Annotated in this window: 20 protein-coding genes; 9 read left to right on the top strand and 11 right to left on the bottom strand. The window is 40.6% G+C overall.

Annotation, left to right across the window (positions count from 1 at the left end; translation table 11 throughout):
- Window positions 1-83: 83 nt before the first annotated feature.
- The 5 genes from rnr to ESA94_RS18745 all read right to left on the bottom strand — a co-directional run bounded on the left by rnr (window position 84) and on the right by ESA94_RS18745 (window position 5,391).
- Window positions 84-2,156 carry a ribonuclease R gene (rnr, locus tag ESA94_RS18765; protein WP_129132485.1) on the bottom strand — a complete coding sequence of 691 codons (2,073 nt, stop codon included), beginning with the start codon at window positions 2,154-2,156 and terminating at the stop codon, window positions 84-86.
- Window positions 2,157-2,392: 236 nt separating this feature from the next.
- Complete coding sequence (gene lpxK, locus ESA94_RS18760; RefSeq protein ID WP_129132484.1) at window positions 2,393-3,463, bottom strand: tetraacyldisaccharide 4'-kinase; 1,071 nt, start codon at window positions 3,461-3,463, stop codon at window positions 2,393-2,395.
- Complete coding sequence (locus ESA94_RS18755; protein ID WP_129132483.1) at window positions 3,450-4,022, bottom strand: 5-formyltetrahydrofolate cyclo-ligase; 573 nt, start codon at window positions 4,020-4,022, stop codon at window positions 3,450-3,452. The genes lpxK and ESA94_RS18755 overlap by 14 nt, the downstream gene beginning before the upstream one ends.
- Window positions 4,019-4,567 (bottom strand): RsmD family RNA methyltransferase, encoded by a 549-nt coding sequence (locus tag ESA94_RS18750; RefSeq protein ID WP_129132482.1) that lies wholly within the window; start codon window positions 4,565-4,567, stop codon window positions 4,019-4,021. The genes ESA94_RS18755 and ESA94_RS18750 overlap by 4 nt, the downstream gene beginning before the upstream one ends.
- On the bottom strand, window positions 4,555-5,391 hold the full coding sequence (locus ESA94_RS18745; RefSeq protein WP_129132481.1) for a DUF3822 family protein: 837 nt from the start codon (window positions 5,389-5,391) through the stop codon (window positions 4,555-4,557). The genes ESA94_RS18750 and ESA94_RS18745 overlap by 13 nt, the downstream gene beginning before the upstream one ends.
- Window positions 5,392-5,541: 150 nt before the next feature.
- On the opposite strand from ESA94_RS18745, the gene ESA94_RS18740 reads away from it, so the two are divergent.
- From ESA94_RS18740 to ESA94_RS18700, 9 genes are all read left to right on the top strand, one after another.
- On the top strand, window positions 5,542-6,900 hold the full coding sequence (locus ESA94_RS18740; RefSeq protein WP_129132480.1) for an MATE family efflux transporter: 1,359 nt from the start codon (window positions 5,542-5,544) through the stop codon (window positions 6,898-6,900).
- A 29-nt stretch (window positions 6,901-6,929) separates the two neighbouring features.
- Complete coding sequence (locus ESA94_RS18735) at window positions 6,930-7,451, top strand: hypothetical protein (protein WP_129132479.1); 522 nt, start codon at window positions 6,930-6,932, stop codon at window positions 7,449-7,451.
- Between the two features lie 313 nt (window positions 7,452-7,764).
- A complete protein-coding gene (locus ESA94_RS18730) occupies window positions 7,765-8,172 on the top strand; it encodes a hypothetical protein (RefSeq protein WP_129132478.1) in 408 nt (135 codons plus the stop codon).
- A gap of 270 nt (window positions 8,173-8,442) precedes the next feature.
- Window positions 8,443-8,877: a hypothetical protein gene (locus ESA94_RS18725; protein WP_129132477.1), complete on the top strand. Its 435-nt coding sequence runs from the start codon at window positions 8,443-8,445 to the stop codon at window positions 8,875-8,877.
- Between the two features lie 12 nt (window positions 8,878-8,889).
- Window positions 8,890-9,762: a DUF7003 family protein gene (locus ESA94_RS18720; protein ID WP_129132476.1), complete on the top strand. Its 873-nt coding sequence runs from the start codon at window positions 8,890-8,892 to the stop codon at window positions 9,760-9,762.
- Between the two features lie 139 nt (window positions 9,763-9,901).
- Window positions 9,902-10,471 (top strand): hypothetical protein, encoded by a 570-nt coding sequence (locus tag ESA94_RS18715; RefSeq protein WP_129132475.1) that lies wholly within the window; start codon window positions 9,902-9,904, stop codon window positions 10,469-10,471.
- A gap of 26 nt (window positions 10,472-10,497) precedes the next feature.
- Entirely contained in the window at window positions 10,498-10,899 is a 402-nt protein-coding gene (locus ESA94_RS18710; RefSeq protein WP_129132474.1) for a hypothetical protein, read from the top strand.
- A 31-nt stretch (window positions 10,900-10,930) separates the two neighbouring features.
- A complete protein-coding gene (locus ESA94_RS18705) occupies window positions 10,931-11,344 on the top strand; it encodes a hypothetical protein (RefSeq protein ID WP_129132473.1) in 414 nt (137 codons plus the stop codon).
- A gap of 52 nt (window positions 11,345-11,396) precedes the next feature.
- Window positions 11,397-12,206 carry a metallophosphoesterase family protein gene (locus ESA94_RS18700; RefSeq protein WP_129132472.1) on the top strand — a complete coding sequence of 270 codons (810 nt, stop codon included), beginning with the start codon at window positions 11,397-11,399 and terminating at the stop codon, window positions 12,204-12,206.
- Between the two features lie 11 nt (window positions 12,207-12,217).
- On the opposite strand, the gene ESA94_RS18695 is transcribed toward ESA94_RS18700, so the two are convergent.
- Genes ESA94_RS18695 through folB form a run of 6 tightly spaced genes read right to left on the bottom strand, consistent with a single transcriptional unit; the run spans window position 12,218 to window position 17,994 of the window.
- On the bottom strand, window positions 12,218-12,859 hold the full coding sequence (locus ESA94_RS18695) for a protein-glutamine glutaminase family protein (RefSeq protein ID WP_129132471.1): 642 nt from the start codon (window positions 12,857-12,859) through the stop codon (window positions 12,218-12,220).
- 48 nt (window positions 12,860-12,907) lie between these two features.
- A complete protein-coding gene (locus tag ESA94_RS18690) occupies window positions 12,908-13,582 on the bottom strand; it encodes a hypothetical protein (RefSeq protein ID WP_129132470.1) in 675 nt (224 codons plus the stop codon).
- Between the two features lie 31 nt (window positions 13,583-13,613).
- Window positions 13,614-14,582: an energy transducer TonB gene (locus ESA94_RS18685; protein ID WP_129132469.1), complete on the bottom strand. Its 969-nt coding sequence runs from the start codon at window positions 14,580-14,582 to the stop codon at window positions 13,614-13,616.
- Between the two features lie 55 nt (window positions 14,583-14,637).
- Window positions 14,638-16,833 (bottom strand): B12-binding domain-containing radical SAM protein, encoded by a 2,196-nt coding sequence (locus ESA94_RS18680; protein WP_129132468.1) that lies wholly within the window; start codon window positions 16,831-16,833, stop codon window positions 14,638-14,640.
- Window positions 16,834-16,876: 43 nt separating this feature from the next.
- Window positions 16,877-17,635: a tetratricopeptide repeat protein gene (locus ESA94_RS18675; protein WP_129132467.1), complete on the bottom strand. Its 759-nt coding sequence runs from the start codon at window positions 17,633-17,635 to the stop codon at window positions 16,877-16,879.
- The gene (gene folB / locus ESA94_RS18670) at window positions 17,632-17,994 is read right to left on the bottom strand and encodes a dihydroneopterin aldolase (RefSeq protein ID WP_129132466.1); all 363 of its coding nucleotides are present in this window, start codon (window positions 17,992-17,994) and stop codon (window positions 17,632-17,634) included. The genes ESA94_RS18675 and folB overlap by 4 nt, the downstream gene beginning before the upstream one ends.
- Window positions 17,995-18,035 lie beyond the last annotated feature (41 nt).

Genomic DNA, 18,035 nt, shown 5'->3' with positions numbered 1-18,035 from the left:
TTTTTGATGACTACTTTATAGGAACCATCCTACCTCTTACCTCTTACCTCTTACCTCTTACTTCTTACCTCTTACCTCCTACCTCACTTCTTCCCCCTCTTCTTCTTCGGATGCTGAAACTTTGTTGGCTGCAACACTTTGTTTTCGGTTGAAGCAAGATGCCCCAGCACCAACTCATAATCGAGCTGACGTTTTTCCAGGTTCGCTGCCACTACTTTTATTGTCACCTTATCACCCATGCGGAATGTGCGACCACTGCGTTTGCCCACCAAACAATAATCTTCTTCAATATGTCTGAAATCATCAAAATCATTCAGCGAAAACAAACTCACCAGCCCTTCGCATTTATGCTCCACTGTTTCCACCCAAAAGCCGAACGATGCAACACCACTCACCACACCTTCAAACTCTTCGCCAAGGAACTGGCTCATGTATTCCACCTGTTTGTATTTATTGGCAGCACGTTCGCTTTCCATGGCCGAACGTTCACGCTCACTGCAATGCTTACACTTGGCTTCCATTTTTTTATCGATCTGCGGCTCGTTATCCAAACACTGCTGCAATACACGATGCACCAACACATCGGGGTAACGACGGATTGGCGAAGTAAAATGACAGTAATGTTCAAAACCTAAACCATAGTGACCGATATTCTCTGCTGTATAAACCGCTTTCGCCATAGTGCGGATACCCAATGCTTCCAGCACATGCTGCTCAGGTTTGCCCTGCGCATCTTTCAGCATCTGGTTAAACGATTCAGCAATACGTTGTGGCGATGATACATCGAATGTATGTCCATACTTTTTCGCAAACACCATAAACGGACCAAGCTTTGCTTCATCAGGCGTATCATGTACACGATAGGGGAATGGAACAGGTTTATCCTTCACCACAATCTTACCAATGTATTCTGCAACATGTTTATTGGCCAGCAACATAAACTCTTCAATCAGCTGATGTGCTTCTTTACTTTCTTTAATGGTAATGCCGATCGGTTTGCGGTTTTCATCCAATACAAAACGCACTTCCTGCGAAGAGAAATTGATCGCTCCTTTTTTGAAACGATCTTTCCGCATTTTTTGTGCAAGCGTGTTCAGCAGCAGAATTTCTTCACCATACAAACCTTCACCGGCTTCAATAATTTCCTGCACTTGTTCGTAGGTAAAACGATGATCGGAATGGATCACTGTTCGTCCCAGCCACACATCTTTAATTTCTCCTTTGCCCGTTATTTTAAACACAGCCGAGAACGTGTACTTATCTTCTCTCGGACGCAGTGAACACAACTCATTCGAAATACGTTCGGGTAACATGGGCGATACACGATCGGGTAAGTACACCGATGTTGCTCTTGCATACGCTTCATCATCCAATGCAGTGCCCGGTATTACATAATGACTCACATCGGCAATATGTACACCTATTTCGTACAAACCATTTGTTCCTTTTTTGATCGACAGTGCATCATCAAAATCTTTTGCATCAACAGGATCGATTGTAAAAGTCAACACATCACGAAAATCTCTTCGCTTCTTTACTTCATCTGCACTCACACCATCAGGAAAACGTTCGGCCTGTTCCATCACTTCATCGTCAAAGCTTAAGTTGAAACCTGCCGATAACAAGATCTGCTTCATGGCAATATCATTCTCTGCTTCCTGCTTTACCAACTCCAGCACTTCACCTTCGGGTACACGTTTGGCCTTATCCCACGCCGTTAGTTTCGCCACCACTTTATCGTTATTGGTTGCGCCATTCAGCTTCTCTGCAGGAATAAACAGATCGGGCATTGGCCTGTCTGTTTCCGGAATAAAGAAGTTGTAGTTTTTTTGAATACTGATGCGGCCGATGAATTGTGTTTGTTTGCGTTCTACCACTCGGGTTATTTCGCCTTCCATACGGCCGCCGCCTCCACCACTTTTGGTGATCTGTACTTCAACCGTATCGCCATGCAATGCCGTGTTGAAATGTTGCGGACGTACAATCACATCACGCTCCATATCGGGTACAGTAACATAACCCATACCACTGCGTGTAATTTCAATAACGCCACGTACACCCGCAGCGCTGCTCTTCTGCCTTGTTTTACCGGCAGGAGCTTTATGTTGTTTTTTCTTCTTTGAAGAAGAATCTTTTGACTTATTTTTTTTACTCATTGTTTTTCATTTTTTGTTTGCTACGAAAACCTGATTTATTGTCTTGCTTTTCTGTAGCTTCTATAATTTCCCGTCCAACGAAGACGTCTGACGGATAAAAGTTTTGAACCCACCCCTTTCTATTGTTCACCTGTGTAACAACCTGCAGCCCCTCCCAAGAGGGGATAAAAACTCCGCTTCTTTCCCGTAACTCATAACGCTTAACCATAAACCTCAAACTATAAACCGTAAACAGTTCAAGCGAATTGTTCAATAAACCCAATCACTGCCTTCTTTAACTCTTCTTCCCTGTTAAACAAAATACGATGACGGATAGGCAATACAAACAGCGGCAACGATTCCAGTTCATCCTTGAATTTCACCAGCCTTACTGCATCTTTTTCTGTTGTAATGATGATCTTATGTTCATGATCCATTTTTGCAAAACGTTTGTGGATCTCTTTCAAATCGTCGATGCTGAACACATGATGATCGCTGAAACTTATTTTCTCGTATGTGTACGAATTGGCCAGAATATGTTTTGTTAACGGATCGGTATTGGCAATACCTGTTACGAGCAACACTTCCAGGTTTTTGTGCAAATGATAATCCTGCTGCGGATGCAGAATATGATAAGGCACGCCGTATTCAATTGTAGAAAAAAACAATTGCTGATGCGGCAATGGTTTGATTTCTTCTTCAATCTTTCTGCGTTCCTCTTCTGTTAATGTTGCCGGGCATTTGGTAACAACAATTATTTCTGCACGTTTGTAACTGCGTCGCTCATCACGCAGATCGCCGGTAGGTAAAAAGAAATCACGTGTAAACAGATTGTTGTAATCTGTAAGCAGAATATTTAGTCCTGCTTTAACCGATCTGTGCTGAAAACCATCATCCAGAATAATGGCCTGCGTTTGCGGACGATCGTGCAACAGCTGCGGTATTGCTTCAATCCTTGCTTCACCTACTGCAACTGCCACATCGGGAAATTTTAAATGAAACTGCATGGGCTCATCCCCAATTTCCAACGCAGTGCTTTGTTCATTTGCCAATGCATAACCTTTTGTTTTGCGTTTGTAACCACGGCTCAACGTTGCCATTTTAACTTCATCTTTCAGTAAACGCAGCAAATATTCCACCATCGGAGATTTACCCGTACCTCCCACACTTAAATTACCCACGCAGATAATGGGCATGTTTACCGATGTTGCCTTCAACACATTTTTATCGTAAAGCAAATTGCGTACCCACACAGCAACGCCGTACAGCAACGCAAACGGTAACAGCAAAAATCGTATAGACTGAAATGTAAGATTAGCCAAATTCATAAACACGTTGTGGCGTAATGCAATAGTTTAAAGGTATATCAAATTGTGCACGGTCGCTGATGTATGGAATGGATTCAAAATAACTTAACCCCACTTTTACAACATCGGGTCGGCATTTGGCCAGAAACTTATCGTAAAAACCTTTGCCATATCCAACACGGTAACCGTCATCATCAAACGCTAACAGAGGAACAAACACGAGGTCTATCAATTGTTCATCAACCAGGTTGCCGTTTACAGGTTCATGAATTCCCCATTCATTCTTCATTACATCTACCAGCTCATCGTATTCAATATGCAGCAGTTCGTTGTTTGTATGATCCATGCGGGGAATAACGATTTTCAGTTCAGGATTCCGGAACTCGAGATAATGCAGTAAATGATCGGTTTCAATTTCACGCTGCTCTTTCATGGCAAGATAGGTGTGCACATAAAACAGATCGGGCAATTGCAGTTGTTGAAAATGGATGAGGATCAGATCGTCGAACCTGTTACGATCTCCCACGGTGAGGCTTAACCGCTTTTCTTTAAAAATTTTCCTTGCCTCTTTTTTCGTCATTCTTCTTTGGGTTTGTTTACGAAGATAGAAAAGATGGTGGTGCCATAGTTACGCTCTGTTCTGAAAAACGGGAACTGTGTATAACTGTTGCGAGGAGTATGTTCCAGTACAAACCAGCCGCCTTCATTCAACAGACCATGCTTGAAGATCTCTTTCGGCAGTTCATCAATAGTGCCTAATGCATAAGGCGGACCTGCAAAAATAAAATCGAATTTTTCGTTACACTGTTCAATGTATTTAAACACATCCATCTTTACCAGCTTTAACGGAATACCCAGTTTTTCTGCCGTTTGCTTAATAAAGGCACTCATGTTTACATCTTTCTCCACAATAGTTTGATCGGTTGCGCCACGGCTTGCCAGTTCGTAACTGATGCTGCCGGTGCCACCAAACAGATCGAGTGTTTTTAACTCTTCAATATCAAGATTATTTTCAATGATGTTGAACAAACCACCTTTTGCAAGATCGGTAGTTGGCCTTGTGTAAGGCATTTTCGCAGGCGGTTGAAATGTTCGTCCGCCAAATTTTCCACTTATGATACGCATACTAAAACCTGGTCGAGTGAAGCTGATAAATGTACCGGATGTTCTTCTTTTGCAGGAAAGCTGTAAGCAAGTTCTTCTTTCAACTGCAGGTTAAGAATATAATTGTACAACACATCGTACAAAACCGAATGTTGATTGATATATCCCTGCAGCAACACCGTTGTTTCTTCCTGGCTCAGCTGCTGCTGTTCCATTGTATTTAGAATATAATACAACACATCTTCGGGAGTTTGATAACTATACGATTGCAACAGTAACCACTTTCCTGCACGCTCTGCAGTAAGCTGCACTTCGCTGAAACGGATGGTAACCGTTATCCTTGCTTCTGCTGCTGCTCTTTTTGTAAGCAATAACGATTGTACATGCCACCACTCTCCTTTCGCAAAACGTTTATTCAATATTGCCGCTGCTGTTGCATCAATACTGTAATGATTAACCAGGCTTTGCTGCAACACAATATCTCTTGCCAATACCGTGTTTTGCGAAGGGCCATTTACCAGTTCAAGCAAGGGTTCTTTTGCAGCATCGCTGTTGAGCATTGCGGGCACCAATACATTATTTGCCGCATACTGTACCAGCAATACTTTCTGATAGTTGCTGTGCACCCAATCGTGTTTGGCTGCAATAGCACCCAGCTTCTCTTCCAGTTCATGCAAGGCTGTTTCGTACACAACCCATGCATTTACTTTTTTTTCTGTTGGTTGAAAAGATGCAAAACCAATAAATCCATTCCCCACCTGCACCAACAGGTAAGCCGATGCTGTATCAACCGCTTCGGGGTTGCTGATACTAAGCTCAACTGTTGGATGTAATACTGTACTCATACTTCAATTGCTGCAATAATACGATAATCGGGTGAATAGCGTCGCAGATGACACAGATCGGATGGATGACCACTGATTTTTGAATCTGTGAAAATCTGCTAAATCAGCATCATCTGCGACTCTATCTTATCTTCGCCAAAAACACATTGCTTGGAAACTGCTTTACCGAAAAACAATCTGCAACTCGAAATCAGCACACGACAAATATTGTCGATGTCGCTGCCCATCAGTCTTTCATTACTTGTACCCTTCCTCAATTTTACTGCCAATAATTTTTTTATCAGCGGATTGGGCGAAGCGGCATTGGGTACCGCCGGTATTACAGGCGTTTATTTTTTAGTGGTGGCTGTTGTTGGCAATGGATTGAACAATGCCATTCAATCGCTTATTGCAAGGCGTGCAGGCGAGAACCGTTTGGAAGAGATCGGCAAACTTTTTTCGCAGGGCGTACGTATTGCGTTGTTGTTTGCTGCCATTGGTATTGCACTAACGTACCTGCTCGCTCCTTTCATTTTCAATAAAGTTCTGCAATCGCAAAACATCGATAAAACAGCGGTTGATTTTTTAAAGATCCGTGTTTGGGGTTTACCCTTCCTGTACCTGTTCCAGATGGGGAATGCATTTTTGGTGGGAACGAATAACAGCCGCTACCTCATGATCGGTACTTTGTTTGAAGCGGGTGCCAATATTTTTTTCGATTATGGATTGATCAATGGTCATTTTGGTTTACCAAAGCTGGGTTTTAACGGTGCGGCTTATGCATCGGTACTGGCAGAGTTTATCGGAATGATCGTGGTGTTTCTTTTTGTTTTTATCAAACGGCTGCACATCCGTTTTCATTTGTTCAATTACCTGCGCTACAGCAAAGAGCGTACAATGCTTATTTTAAATGTGGCAGCACCACTTATCGGACAGTTTTCCATCAGCCTCATCAGCTGGCTGGTGTTTTATATTTTAATTGAACATCATGGCGAACGTGCACTGGCTGTTTCCAACGTAATGCGGAATATATTTTCGTTGGCCGGGGTGTTTATCTGGGCCTTTGCATCAACTACCAATGCCATGGTGAGTAATATCATCGGACAAGGAAGAAGTCATGATGTACACAAGCTGATCTACCGCATTATGAAGCTGAGTTTCAGTTCGGCATTGCTGATGTTTATTGTTTTTAATGTGTTTGCACAGGAGCTGCTGTCGGTGTTTCGTTTGTCTGCCGAATTTGTAACAGCTGCTGTACCTGTATTGCGTATGGTAACAACAGGTATGTTGCTGATGTCGATCGCTGTGGTATGGCTGAATGCTGTAACGGGTACGGGCAATACCAAAATGAACCTGCTCATTGAAGCGGTAACCATTGTTGCTTATCTCGTTTATATTGTTCTTGTGCTGGAAGTGTACAAGCTCAGTCTCATTTGGGCATGGGCTTCGGAACTGATTTACTGGAGCGTAATTTTTGTAATGGCATTTAATTATTTGAAGAGTGATAAGTGGAAGGGAAAGGTGATATAGCGAAGATGATGCTTGTTAACTTTCTGTTGATGATCAATCGTTTTTCACCAAGAAGCTGCCTATATTTATGTGTTAGCGGTAATTTCATGACAGCCTTAGAAGCAAGACATATAGCACAACAATATGTTTCGGACATAGGCGAAGTTTTGCCAGAATTTATGTTCGGACTTGGAGACGAAGAAGAGTTTGTTGACAAATACTACTTTGACTTTATCTGGTTAACATTGACAGGACAAATACCTGAAGAACCACCTGTAGCTGGTGGAGCTCGAGGTTTGACAGTAAATAAATATGACAAAAAGGTTGAACTGATATCTCATGGAGGATATGGCGTTTTAAGAGATACTGAAAACAAATTGACAGAAACTTATCAATTGTTTTCTGACTTCAAAAACGGAAAAACACGACTGCAAGAATTAAAGGCGAAGTTTGACCTGACATCAGAACAGTTACTTGAACTTTCTAAGGTTATTAAAGACACTGAATTAAATAGAGAAGCCATATATGCAATTATAAACGGGCTACTTGACAAAGTAAAAAACTACCGCTAACATGTGGTTTGCTGCAATGCTGGCGGACGTAACAACAATCATCAGTTGTACTAATATCAGCTAATATCGGGCTTGACCGAATTCTATTTAGCTTTTAGTTGTTACCTTCATCATCAGTTTTTCAATCGGCTTCAGTTGCCGGGCGGACAGTTATAAAATACCAGCCCTGCAGCAAGCCTCGAACGTTGTGCGTTATCTTAGCCTGCCCCAAAATTTATGAATTAAAATGAACTTTAGGTATTCCCTTTTTCTACTATGTATCTTAACTGCTTTCCATCATTCAGGCTGTTCACAGCAAACAAAAGAATCTAAAATGAAAGAAGTTACTGGTAAGCTCTTATCGAACCTTCAAAAATGTGATACGGCACAAATATTAGCATTGTATGAAGTGTCGGCATCACATATTGACCAGGAAACCTATCGAACATTTATTAAAGAGAATATTCTCAACGATTGTAAATGGTATAATAAAATAACAGGAAAGTACGGTTTGCCGAATTTGGAAAAGCTCTCATTTACTAGGGACCCGCAAACACAAGCTAATGTTGCTATTTTGCCTTTGCTGCCAAAAGAAGATACGTCTTTGAATCTGAAAAGCTCTTCTCTCTACATCGAATTTTATCCTGACCAGTTTTTTAATGGAAGGGTTTTGCGATTCACGGTTTCAAAGGAAATCCTGAAGATAAAAGAGACGATTAAAGCACCACCGATAATACAATAACAGCTATGCTTGATTGGCAAGACAAACGCACAACAATGCATTTACAAAAGCATGGCTTTCGAACTACATCCAAACATTTTGTCTTTAATCAGCAACAGAAAGCAATTAACGCTGAAGTAAATGAATGCCATGCCTCACTTTAGCGCAAGCGTCTCGCTTGTGCTTTCCTTTTCTTTGCCGTTGCTTGTATTTTATTCCGCCAAACCTTTGTACTATTGAATGGACTTTTGCAAAAAAGCTTTACAGTGTCGCACAACCACAACATCATTCATGCAGCAATTCAGTAAAATAACCACACAAAAAATTTTCCTCATCGATGGCATTGGCGCATTGGTATCGGCTTGTATGCTTGGTTTTGTATTAACAACCTTTGAATCATTTTTCGGCATGCCCAAAAATATATTGTATGCGCTGTCGGCTATTGCGTTGCTGTTGTCCGTTTATTCGTTTACAAATGCGGCGAACAAGCCTGCTAACCCAGCCTTCCGCTTAAGAATAATTGCAATTGCCAATCTGTTCTATTGTTTTCTAACCTTTGTGCTCGTCTTTTTGTTTTATGAAGAAATTACCGTGTATGGATTGCTCTATTTCTTATCGGTTGGTGTCTCCACCAACCGAAATATTTTTACAGCAAATGGTTGGAGGAGACTCCAACCATTAAGAAAAGAAGCTGCGTATATTTATGTGTTGGCTTCTATTGTATAGCGACATTCTACCATGATTACAGAATACCAAATTCTTGCAAAGCTTGACGATTATAAATTAGGCTACTACTGCCTGTTTATAGATTTAGGTCATGTTTATTCATATCTCATAGACAGTCGACTTAATATTTTTAAAGGTGACGATGACAAATGGGCGATTGCCGCTGAACGGTTAGGTTACAATCCAAGAGGTAGTGGCATTATGCTTGACATATACTATTTCGGAAATTGCCTCACAAATTTGGAACATTACAACGGACAGGATATAAACTATTATACAGTTTATCCTATTGAGTGGAATGACTTCAACGAAACAGTTGACGGAGAAGTTCTAAAGTCTGACGCTAAAATTTGGAATACTAGAGGCAGACAAATTGAGCTCTCTCATGACAAACAAGATTATTTGAATGCAGGAATTGAAATTAAAGAATACGAACCTGGAGAAATTTCTTTAGAAGAAGTCGGCAGATTACTTATAACAAAACATCGGGACTTATTTAGAGCAACAGACGAAGAACTTTACAAATCAATTCCTAAAGAGCTTAAAAAAATATTTGTTATTGACGAGTGGTATCATCGTGACTTCAATGAAATTATTCAGCCTACAATCAGTGACGAACATTTACGGACAACTTATGAGTTCAATAAAAATCTTGTTGGTGGTGAATATCCTTTAGACTTTGAAACTTTTGCTTCGATGTTTCGGCAACAGGAAAAATCAGCTGGCGAATACAATCAAAACCAATATCAGGATAACCGACCAAGTTCTTACGAAACGTGGCAACTCATAGCTAAAGTTATTGCAACTGGCGACACAACTTTATACAAGCCCACATTAAAACCGAATACTCACTGGACAAATTGGCCTGACTCTGGTAGCATGTGACAAAGAACAACAGCAGGCAACATTAGGTTTTACGTAAGTTGGGTTCGACATTTTCTTATGGTTTGGTGTCTCCACCAAACGAAATATTTTTACAGCAAATGGTTGGAGACACGAACCATTAAAAATTACTCACAGGACTATGGCCAACGCAAACCAAAAAAGCGAACTGGATAAATATAGAGATATTGTTATTGCAGGTCTTGATTATACAGACATGCTTATGCGAAAAACTCCAATACAAAAACATGACGGTGAAATTGTTAATTTTGGGGAAGAGCTAGGTAGTTATTTTTCCGATTTAAAGAATCATGCGTTAACTCTTCATAAAAAAAACAAGTTATCAACATTAAAAAGATGGTTTAAGGATATTTCCGAAATGTCGGTTGCAACAGGGAATTTAGATTATCAATTTTATATTGAAACTACTACTGGGCATAAAGTTGATTTATTTGGTAAACTATTTGAGAAAATTGATAAACTTATTAAGGTAGGTCAAATTAAAACTGACACACAGTATCGAACTATCTCAACAATGATTGATTTTTTGGAATCATATAATCCTCCCGATATTGAAAGAATAAAAGCACTGGACGCATTACAATTTGCTTATAGTGACCAAAAAAAAATTAGGACTAATCGAAAAAATAACGCTTCTATCGGTTGGAGTCTCTCCGCAAACCGAAATGGAAAAATAAAAGGTGGTTGGTAAAGGCAGCGACCATTAATAAATAACCAATGCAGTCATACAGTAAACTAAAAACACAAATCATTTTTCTCATCGATGGTATTGGCGCATTGGTATCTGCTATTCTGCTTGGGTTGGTATTAACCAGGTTTACAACTTTTTTCGGGATGCCAACAAATGTATTGTATGTACTGTCGGCTATTGCGTTGCTGTTGTCCGTTTATTCGTTTACAAATGCGGTGAATAAAACTGTTAACCCTGCCTTCCGTTTAAGAATAATTGCAATCGCCAATCTGCTCTATTGTTTTCTAACCTTTGTGCTCGTCTTTTTGTTTTTCCAAGAAATTACCGTGTATGGATTGCTCTATTTTATCGGAGAGATGATCCTTATTCTTCTACTCGCCTACTTTGAACTGAAAGCAGCCACTACAATCATCCGCACCACGAAATAGATTATCTTACAACACATTCACTTTTCACTAAATGAAACTGAGCATCGGCACAAAAATTTTTATTGCAGTATTCTGCTTTGGTATTGCCATCGTTGGCTTCATGCTGAAGCTGCCATCTATGTTCAGGGGAATGGATAAAGAAATGCATGCTGCTTTTTACTTTCTTGCTGCTGCGTTTTTAAATATCCTGTTTGCAAAACGCAATCTCATCATTCATGCTTTCATCTTTGGCTTGCTGTATATGTTTGGCTATGCTATTGAACTGGCGCAGGAGTATTCCAATAAATTCTTTCACAAACGTATTCATGGCCGTTTTGATCCAGAAGACATTGCATCGAACCTGCAAGGCCTGGTTTATTTTTCAGCTGTGTGGATCGTGTATATAGCAATCTGTTTTCTTTTCCGAAAACCCGTTCCGTCCAACACAGCTGCAAATACAGAATAAGAACAAATTGTTACCAGCCGTTTTTCTCATTCCTAATTGATAATTTTATCCAATGCAGCGTCGTCTCTTTTTACAACAGGTTAGTTTATTAAGTTCATCACTCTTGGCAGCCCCCTATCTCAGTATTGCAGAATCGGGAAAGCCTGCATTAGCACGGCTTAAATTTATTACTGCTTCCGACGGACACTGGGGACAACCCAATACCGATTTTGAAACTTCGCACCGCAACCTCATTGAAGCGATCGGTAAAGAAGAGCATGTTGACTTTGTTGTATTCAACGGTGATCTCATCCATGATGCACCCGGCCTTATGCCCGAAGTAAAAAAAGTGTACGATACATTGAAAGTGCCCTACTATGTAACAAGAGGCAACCACGACAGGGTATCGCCGGAAAACTGGCTGCAGATATGGAAACAACCCGAAGATTTTGCGTTTGTTTCAAAAGAAAAACATGGTTTCATCCTGCTTAACTGTTCTAACCAGGAAGGCAAGTATCTCTGCGCAAATGTTGCGTTTGCAAAATCAAAACTGGAAGAATTTAAGAACTTGCCACAGGTGTTTGTCTTTGTACATATCTCTCAAAATACATGGACGCAACACGGTGTTTCGTGTTCGGACTTATTAGATACAATTGCTGCTTACCCGAATGTAAAAGCAACCTTTCACGGGCACGACCACGATGTAGATGGCATTATGCTTTACAAGAAAAAACCATTCTTATGGTCGGGACATTTTGGAGGTAATTGGGGCAATCCCTTCCCATCGTACCGTGTTTGTGAAATTGCGGAAGATGGTAAAACAGTTGTTACCTGTCTTAAAACTGTAAAAGATGGTACGGTTTTAAATAAGCACAGTTTATAGCATAAACGGAGTTACTCTTTAGCAAAAGGATTACTCTTTTTTAATGCTTCAAACTTCGTTAACGTATTCGCCACCCTGTTTTTATTAAAACATAACTGTGCTTTTCCCTTTGCAGAAACACCGTTTACGCCTGCAAGTCCCTGTACCATCCATTTGCTGTTTTGTTTATCACGCAACAGCCAATTCTCGTTTTTTATTTTTCCCTTGCCGAAAATATAGTAGTCGGCCGATTTGATAAAGTGATAACTATGCGGATAAGCTGTTACTTCTGCTGCCCAGTTATACATTGTTTGCAATGAATTGCAAACAGACGGATCAATTACATAGTAAACAGTTTCCGAACCTTCTTTTACAGCTAACAAAGCAGCTACATGGTAATTCCACAACTGCTTCAATCCGCCGATATGTTTTCGTAAAAAGTAGCCGCCGAATACCCATGCTTTATAGTTGGGAATCTGCCAGGCTTCGAGCAGGCGACAAACAGCATCGGCTCTTGCTTCGCAGTTATTGTGTACATCGTGCCATTTAAACAGCTCACAGTTGCTGAAAAAAGTAAACAATTCTTCCGCTGTTTCTTTTGTTACAGCCTTGCCTGTTTCAATTTTATCTGTAAGCCTGTAATCGAAAAGCGTTGGTACTAATTGCACATCCATTGCGGTGAAGGTAGTGGATTAGAACAAAACTGTGCATGTAGTTTGTGCTTATTGCTTCTGCAGGCGAAATTCAATATTAACCGATCCCTGCATTTTCAATTCTACCTCTGCGCCTGTGAATTTTGTTACTTTAAATTTGCTTTGCTGCTCTCCGTTGTAAGAGTTAACGCTGTTGATGAAATTAACAGTGATCATTTGTGCGGCTTCATCAAAGGTCCACGTACCGTTCTTGGTATTTCCTGTTGTTGATTCCGGCAGGTATTGAACAGAAGAACAAGGTTGTTTGATCCAGTTCACCCGTTTCGAATGCAGATACGCTTCCACCCAGCTGAAACCAGTTGCATCGTTTAACAGCAGATCGTAAGCTGTTAACTGTGTCCACACCGTATCACGCATAAAAATGGTTCTTGCACAATCGGAAGTTAACACGCCCATAATAGAACCTGCAGTTTCGTAATACGCACAGTTAACCGGCGAAATAAAGGATTGTCCTATCCTGCTATCGTTTACACAATACAGTTCATTAATGGTTACCTGCTTTGCATAATTAAAAGCAGACCATTGTCCCTGCGGATTGGTAGAATCGGGACCGGCCTTGGTTGCAACGATCCGCCACTTTCCTTTCAGTTCGGTAAGTGTAACCTCCGGGTTGTTTTCACCGGCCTTTTGGCAAGCGGTAAACAATCCTGTCAGAACGCAAAAAAGTAACCCATATTTATACATAGCACTGTTTAAGTTATCCCTTATTCACAAATTATTCTTCAGCTATACGAAAGGTAATTTTCTGCATCATGAGTTGATCAATCTTTTCGCCTCTTACTGTTGCGGGTTTCCAGCCGAATGATTCTTTTACAATCCGTACTGCTTCCTTTGCAAGAGCAGCATGAATTTCCTTTTTATTAATCACCTCTGCCTCACCAACAGTTCCGTTTGCTAAAACTACAAACAAAACTTCAGCTGTTTGCTGTGCTGCCTTTTCGCCTTTTGGAATTTTTACATACTTGTTTACCAAATCAGCATTGATGCTTTTCTGAACGTAGCTAACCCATTCTGCTTCATCGCCCGATTTAAAAACAGGCAACTTAAGGTGTGACATAAACACAAATTCCGCAACCGGGAAAGATTGCAACTGAAATACCGCATCAGCAACAGTCGTTTTTGCAACCCGGAATGCCGTTTCTGTGTAAACAAACTGCTCCGTTTCGATAACACATTTCAGGTACACTGCTTTTGTTTGTTTCAGAAATAAAGTAAAACTCGTTTTATCAGCAGGATTACTATACGCCGGATCCTGGAACAATGCAGGATCGTAATAATAAGTCGTTATCATATTCTTACTACGTATAGTAAGTGACTTACAATTATAACCGGCAATCGTTACAATCTTTTCCGATTGTGAAATCTCAGGTATTTCTTCCTCAGTAACTGCCGGTGCGTTATAATAGAATGTATCAATTCCCTTGAACATAAAAAGCTGCCTATTGGAATCTGTCCTGTTTATATCCAGCATTTTTGCACTTTCTCTTCTGAAATTTCCTTGTTTGATGTGCACCTTCATTGTTGAAGCAATTGCCAGTAAACGTGCAATGCTTACATCACTAATCCATGGATTTTTTGATTTTGCTTCCAGCTGGTAATCGATAACTCCTTCAAATGACTTTTGTTGAGCTGTTCCGTTTGTTAACAGGCAACACAATAAAAAGAGAGAAAATATAATACGCATGCTCCAAGATACTAATTCCAGAGGATTTACTACTTACGCTGAGGTTGTGTGTACATTACAACTTCAACAATCCTGCCTTGTATAAATTGCTGATGGGCTTGTTATCCCAGAACAATTCAAAATCATCAAAGCCTTGCTGTTCGTAATCGTCTTTTACTTCCTGCATGGTTAATACACGATCGTTCTGCACATGCAGCTTCGGAAGTAACTGCAGCAACCACGCTCCTTTTTGCGGATCGGTATTAATTGTTATGGTTTCCTTCTTCGTCGCAAAGCTTATCTGCATTACTTCCCAACTGTTTCCTTTTTTTGATTTTGTGATCACTTCACTCTTCAACACATTCCCAAGGAAAATAAGTTTAGCAGCGGGTTTAAATACCGGCGGTTCGTCGTTGTTTAAAATAGTAAGAATATGATCGGGTGCTACGGTTGTTTTAGGCACTTTAACATCGAACCATTTATGCAAAGGATCTTCGAGGCAAACGCCCTGCATATAATTAAACAGCGATTTTTTTAACCCGAATGAAAAACTTTCGTGATCGGCACCTGTTTCATCAATATGCTCCACATCATTATCTGCAAACAGGATAACGGCTTCCTTTGCACGCTTTACCTTGAAGTGTTCCGGATTCATACCCACAGGACTGTGCGCCGTCATAGCAAACTGGTGCCAGAAAGCCGATTGCAAAACACCTGTTTTAAACATCTGCCGAACCATTTCCATCGAATCGATTGTTTCCTGTGCTGTTTGTGTAGGAAAGCCATACATCAAATATGCATGCACCATTATGCCTGCTTCGGTAAAATGTTTGTTTACTCTTGCAACCTGCTCAACTGTTACACCTTTGTTGATGAGCGCAAGTAAACGATCACTTGCTACTTCCAGTCCGCCGCTTACTGCAATACAACCACTTGCTTTTAACAGCAGACAAAGATCACGTGTGAAACTTTTTTCGAAACGCACATTGGTCCACCAGCTAACAACTAATTTACGTTTGATGATTTCGAGCGCCAATGCACGCATGAGTGCAGGTGGAGCAGCTTCATCTACAAAATGAAAACCATTGTTGCCCGTTTGCGCAACGATCGTTTCCATTCTGTCGCACAACAATTTTGCTGCAATAGGTTCGTAGAGTTTAATATAGTCGAGCGAAATATCGCAGAACGTACATTTGCCCCAATAGCAACCATGCGCCATGGTTAGTTTATTCCAGCGGCCATCGCTCCACAAACTGTGCATGGGGTTTACAACTTCAATTACTGAAATATAATCGTGTAACAGCAGATCGCTGTAATCGGGTGTGCCGACTTCTGTTTGTTTGTAATCTTTACAGGAGCTGTTGTTGATATAGGTTACAGCTCCATTCTGCAAAAGAAAAGTTCGTTTAAGTTGTGCGGTATCAATTTCGTTGTTGATGAATTTATGCAGTTGCTCGATCGGCGCTTCTCCATCATCAAGCGTAATGAAATCAAAAAATTCAAACACACGTGCATCCTTCAACGAACGTAATTCGGTGTTGGGAAAACCGCCGCCCATGGTAATACGCATGTGTGGGTGATTCGCTTTGATCCATTGTGCACTTCGGAAAGCTGCAAACAAATTACCGGGAAAAGGAACAGAGATAGCTACCAGTTGCGGTTGCACACGTTCAATATGTTGCTGCAATTGTTCAATAAGCAACGTATCAACTAATGTAAGGGGCTTTTGTAACTCTTCATACAATTCATCGAAGCTGTTGGCGCTTCTTCCTAAACGTTCGGCATAACGACTGAAGCCAAAATGTTCATCAACACATTCTTTGATGAGATCGGCAAGATCTTCGAGATAAAGTGTAGCAATGTGTTTGGCTTTATCCTGTAAGCCCATTGTACCAAAAGCCCAATGAAAATCGGTGAGCTCTGCAAACCTTCCGGCTTCGGGTAAAAAGTTGCGTGAGGCAATATGATGCGCCAGTGTTGGATTTTTTCCCTGCAGAAAAGAAATCACTTCATCAATGGTTGAAACATAATCGTCCTGCAAAAGCATCATGCGTTTTGCATTTTCCGAAAATTCTTTTGTTCCATCGATTGATGCAAACATTCTTTGCAATCCCTTTTTGGAAAATAACTGCAGGGTAATTTCAATACCCAGATCGCATTGAAAAGAGGTGATTCCTTTTGTATTGAGAAATCCTTTTAAATAGGCCGTAGCCGGGTATGGCGTATTCAGCTGCGTAAAAGGAGGCGTAAATAAAAAAACACTTGCGCTCAAAGAATGAATTTAAGCTGCAAAACTATCTATAAAAATTCAAAGGCTATGCTTTCCAGTTTTTCAACAATTGACGGGCTTCTGCTTTTATGGTAGGATCGTCGGCTGCCGTATTGGGCAATTTCAGCAGGTGGTTCAAATATTCCACAGCCTTTTCTTTCTTACCGGCCCTGTTATAGGCTTTCGCCAGTTCAAGATAATTCAACACAAAGTTGGGACTTAATGTTTTTACCCTTTCGTAATAATAAATGGCTGAATCGAGCGAGTTCTTTTGTAAGCCTCCATAAAAAACTTTTACTGCCGCTTTTTCAACTGCATTGAGATTGCTTACTTCAAAGTGCCAGCGGGCAATAACAAACAAAGCTTTAAAATTATTGGGATTGTTAGCAAGGGCTTTATCGGCATAGTTTTTAATCTCCCGCACATACTCTACTTTTTCTTTGCCGCTTTTTAATAAACTCATCCGTGCATATGCCAGCGACATTACCACATTTGCCTCACTGTCTTTCGGGTTTACTTTTAATGCACGCTCGGCATAAATTTTTGCAGCCTGGTAAAAATCCATCTGCTTTTCTTTTGTAGTTTGTCTTCTTCCAATTCGGCTTGCCAATTCGCTGCAACGAACCAATGCATGTAAGTGAACAGGATTCAACTTAATCGCTTCCTTAAACTTCTGATAGGCTTCCTCTTCCTTCAATTGCTTTTCCAGCAAATCGGCCTGCTTTACTAATTCATCGGCCGTTTGTGCATTTGCAACAACCGTTATGCCTGCAATAAAGAAAAGTATCAAAAAAAAACTCCTCATACGTTACGGTTAAATGTTTTGTACATGGTTATGCCTGTTTTACCCGAAAAGTTCTCAATGGGTGGCGAACACTTATCAATGCTCAGCTCTATCTTACTTACAAACGGAAAATCCTGTTTAATTGTTGCACATATATCTTCAGCAACTGTTTCTATAAGAGCTGTTTTCACCTCCATGCGCTGCTTTACTATTTCAAACAATGCAACGTAATTAATTGTTTGGTCAAGAGATTCAATGCGGCTTTCCGGCTCGTACCATACAGACAGGTTTACTTCAAAAGGGCCGCCTGTAAGATCTTCGCCTGCATACAAACCATGATGTGCATGAAACTTCAACTCTTTTAAATGAACAGCTACCATTCTCCGAAAATAAAAAAGTCCTGCCGTAAAAGCAGGACTCT

The organism is Lacibacter luteus (genome assembly GCF_004118265.1).
GTDB lineage: Bacteria > Bacteroidota > Bacteroidia > Chitinophagales > Chitinophagaceae > Lacibacter > Lacibacter luteus.
This window is presented reverse-complemented; position numbering and strand designations above follow the sequence as displayed.

Coding starts and splice junctions, on each gene's coding strand:
- rnr (WP_129132485.1), bottom strand. CDS start 2,156: ATGAGTAAAAAAAATAAGTCAAAAGATTCTTCTTCAAAGAAGAAAAAA.
- lpxK (WP_129132484.1), bottom strand. CDS start 3,463: ATGAATTTGGCTAATCTTACATTTCAGTCTATACGATTTTTGCTGTTA.
- ESA94_RS18755 (WP_129132483.1), bottom strand. CDS start 4,022: ATGACGAAAAAAGAGGCAAGGAAAATTTTTAAAGAAAAGCGGTTAAGC.
- ESA94_RS18750 (WP_129132482.1), bottom strand. CDS start 4,567: ATGCGTATCATAAGTGGAAAATTTGGCGGACGAACATTTCAACCGCCT.
- ESA94_RS18745 (WP_129132481.1), bottom strand. CDS start 5,391: ATGAGTACAGTATTACATCCAACAGTTGAGCTTAGTATCAGCAACCCC.
- ESA94_RS18735 (WP_129132479.1), top strand. CDS start 6,930: ATGATCAATCGTTTTTCACCAAGAAGCTGCCTATATTTATGTGTTAGC.
- ESA94_RS18730 (WP_129132478.1), top strand. CDS start 7,765: ATGAAAGAAGTTACTGGTAAGCTCTTATCGAACCTTCAAAAATGTGAT.
- ESA94_RS18725 (WP_129132477.1), top strand. CDS start 8,443: ATGCAGCAATTCAGTAAAATAACCACACAAAAAATTTTCCTCATCGAT.
- ESA94_RS18720 (WP_129132476.1), top strand. CDS start 8,890: ATGATTACAGAATACCAAATTCTTGCAAAGCTTGACGATTATAAATTA.
- ESA94_RS18715 (WP_129132475.1), top strand. CDS start 9,902: ATGGCCAACGCAAACCAAAAAAGCGAACTGGATAAATATAGAGATATT.
- ESA94_RS18710 (WP_129132474.1), top strand. CDS start 10,498: ATGCAGTCATACAGTAAACTAAAAACACAAATCATTTTTCTCATCGAT.
- ESA94_RS18705 (WP_129132473.1), top strand. CDS start 10,931: ATGAAACTGAGCATCGGCACAAAAATTTTTATTGCAGTATTCTGCTTT.
- ESA94_RS18700 (WP_129132472.1), top strand. CDS start 11,397: ATGCAGCGTCGTCTCTTTTTACAACAGGTTAGTTTATTAAGTTCATCA.
- ESA94_RS18695 (WP_129132471.1), bottom strand. CDS start 12,859: ATGGATGTGCAATTAGTACCAACGCTTTTCGATTACAGGCTTACAGAT.
- ESA94_RS18690 (WP_129132470.1), bottom strand. CDS start 13,582: ATGTATAAATATGGGTTACTTTTTTGCGTTCTGACAGGATTGTTTACC.
- ESA94_RS18685 (WP_129132469.1), bottom strand. CDS start 14,582: ATGCGTATTATATTTTCTCTCTTTTTATTGTGTTGCCTGTTAACAAAC.
- ESA94_RS18675 (WP_129132467.1), bottom strand. CDS start 17,635: ATGAGGAGTTTTTTTTTGATACTTTTCTTTATTGCAGGCATAACGGTT.
- folB (WP_129132466.1), bottom strand. CDS start 17,994: ATGGTAGCTGTTCATTTAAAAGAGTTGAAGTTTCATGCACATCATGGT.